General features: G+C 60.4%; 1 rRNA gene. It reads right to left on the reverse strand.

The features are described 5' to 3' along the window. Positions 1-73: 73 nt before the first annotated feature. Positions 74-1,578: ribosomal RNA gene (locus DWZ22_RS09995) — 16S ribosomal RNA — on the reverse strand. Positions 1,579-2,448 lie beyond the last annotated feature (870 nt).

The raw sequence follows: 2,448 nt of genomic DNA on the forward strand, positions 1-2,448 counted from the left end.
GGACATCTACCGGACGGGCTCCTGCCCTCTATTCGAGTTAAAGTGTTTTCTCTCTAAGAATGTGTCTCCCTAGAAAGGAGGTGATCCAGCCGCACCTTCCGGTACGGCTACCTTGTTACGACTTCACCCCCCTCACCCTCCACACCTTCGGCGCCTCCCCCCTTGCGGTTGGGCCGGCGACTTCGGGTGCAGACGACTCGGGTGGTGTGACGGGCGGTGTGTACAAGGCCCGGGAACGCATTCACCGCGGCATGCTGATCCGCGATTACTAGCAACTCCGACTTCATGGGGGCGGGTTGCAGCCCCCAATCCGAACTGGGGCCGGCTTTCCGGGATCCGCTCCCCCTCGCGGGGTGGCATCCCTCTGTACCGGCCATTGTAGCACGTGTGCAGCCCAGGGCATAAGGGGCATGATGACTTGACGTCGTCCCCGCCCTCCTCCGCCTTGACGGCGGCGGTCCCGCGTGGGTTCCCGGCATCACCCGATGGCAACACGCGGCGGGGGTTGCGCTCGTTGCGGGACTTAACCCAACATCTCACGACACGAGCTGACGACAGCCATGCACCACCTGTATGGGCTCCTCTCGGCCACGGGGTCTCCCCCGCTTCACCCATATGTCAAGCCCTGGTAAGGTTCTTCGCGTTGCTTCGAATTAAGCCACATGCTCCGCTGCTTGTGCGGGCCCCCGTCAATTCCTTTGAGTTTTAGCCTTGCGGCCGTACTCCCCAGGCGGGACGCTTAATGCGTTGGCTGCGGCACGGGGGGATCGCCCCCCACACCTAGCGTCCATCGTTTACGGCTGGGACTACCAGGGTATCTAATCCTGTTCGCTCCCCCAGCTTTCGCGCCTCAGCGTCGGTCTCGGCCCAGAGGGCCGCCTTCGCCACCGGTGTTCCACCCGATATCTGCGCATTCCACCGCTACACCGGGTGTTCCACCCTCCCCTACCGGACCCAAGCCGCGGAGGTTCCGGGGGCTTCGGGGGGTTGAGCCCCCCGCTTCGACCCCCGGCCTGCCGGGCCGCCTACGCGCGCTTTACGCCCAATGAATCCGGATAACGCTCGCCCCCTACGTATTACCGCGGCTGCTGGCACGTAGTTAGCCGGGGCTTCTTCTGCAGGTACAGTCTCTTCTCTTCCCTGCTGAAAGCGGTTTACGACCCGAAGGCCTCCGTCCCGCACGCGGCGTCGCTGCGTCAGGGTTCCCCCCATTGCGCAAGATTCCCCACTGCTGCCTCCCGTAGGAGTCTGGGCCGTGTCTCAGTCCCAATCTGGCCGGTCGGTCTCTCAACCCGGCTACCCGTTGTCGGCACGGTGGGCCGTCACCCCGCCGTCTACCTGATGGGCCGCGGAGCCATCCCCTCCCGTCGGGGCTTTAGCCGGGGTGCCATGCGGCACCCCGGGGTATCCGGTATTACCCGTTCTTTCGGGCGGCTATCCCGGGGGAGGGGGCAGGTTCTCCACGTGTTACTCAGCCGTTCGCCACTCGCTTCTGCCCGAGGGCAGGTGCCGTTCGACTTGCATGTGTTAAGCGCGCCGCCAGCGTTCATCCTGAGCCAGGATCGAACTCTCCGTCCAAAAATATCTGGGCTTCGAGCCCGTCCGGTCCTCTCAGTCCATCGCTGATCGGTTCCGTTCGATTCATATGGTTTTAGTATAGGAAAAGGAATTTCTCGGGGCCGCCTCTCGGCGGCCTTGCGAAAAACAAATCCAAGTTAGACCATTTCAAATGGTTCGATGTCTGCCCGGATGCGACACTGAATGTGTCCATCCTCGCAGTATCCGGTTCTCAAGGTGCACGCTGTGCGGCTGATCCGGTCCGACCGGGCCGCGCGGCAAGGAGATATATTGCCAGACCGGAGGGGCGCCGGGGGCGGGAATCGCGCACTCCATATTTTGTTCACAAATTAATTAACTGGGCTCCGAGTTGCTCAGAGTCGCACATATGGTCATAAACCTCGGACAGACCGTATGACCTCGGGAATCTTGCTGTCCACTGTAGACATATCATCTTTATACCCTCGTCGGTCTCCGCTAGTTAGCCCATCATAAATTGAAGGACAACGTTAACAAACCTATAAAACGCCAGCGGGGGCTCTATCACTAATTAGATAGAGCCCCCGCTGGCGGAGTTTATTTGATTGAAACAACGCCCCTTAATTGATTTACTGGAAATAAGGAGCAAAAGATCCGTGCGGATATACGTGGCGACAGAACCCTGGAGCCGGCTGATCGCCACCAGAAAGCGACATAAACAAAAAGATCGGCTCTACCTCACCGCGAGCGACAACGATGCCCTCGACTAAAGTCAATCCGAGCACGCCTAAAACAGAAAGGGCAAATGTTAGCTTATAGAACTCAAAAAAGGGGGGAGGCCGCGAGGCCTCCCCCCTTCTTCAAGTCTTGCGACGGCTCGGTGCCGTCCACCGGTCAGCGGCGCCCTGGCCT

Source organism: Collinsella sp. AF31-11 (assembly GCF_003475605.1).
Lineage (GTDB): Bacteria > Actinomycetota > Coriobacteriia > Coriobacteriales > Coriobacteriaceae > Collinsella.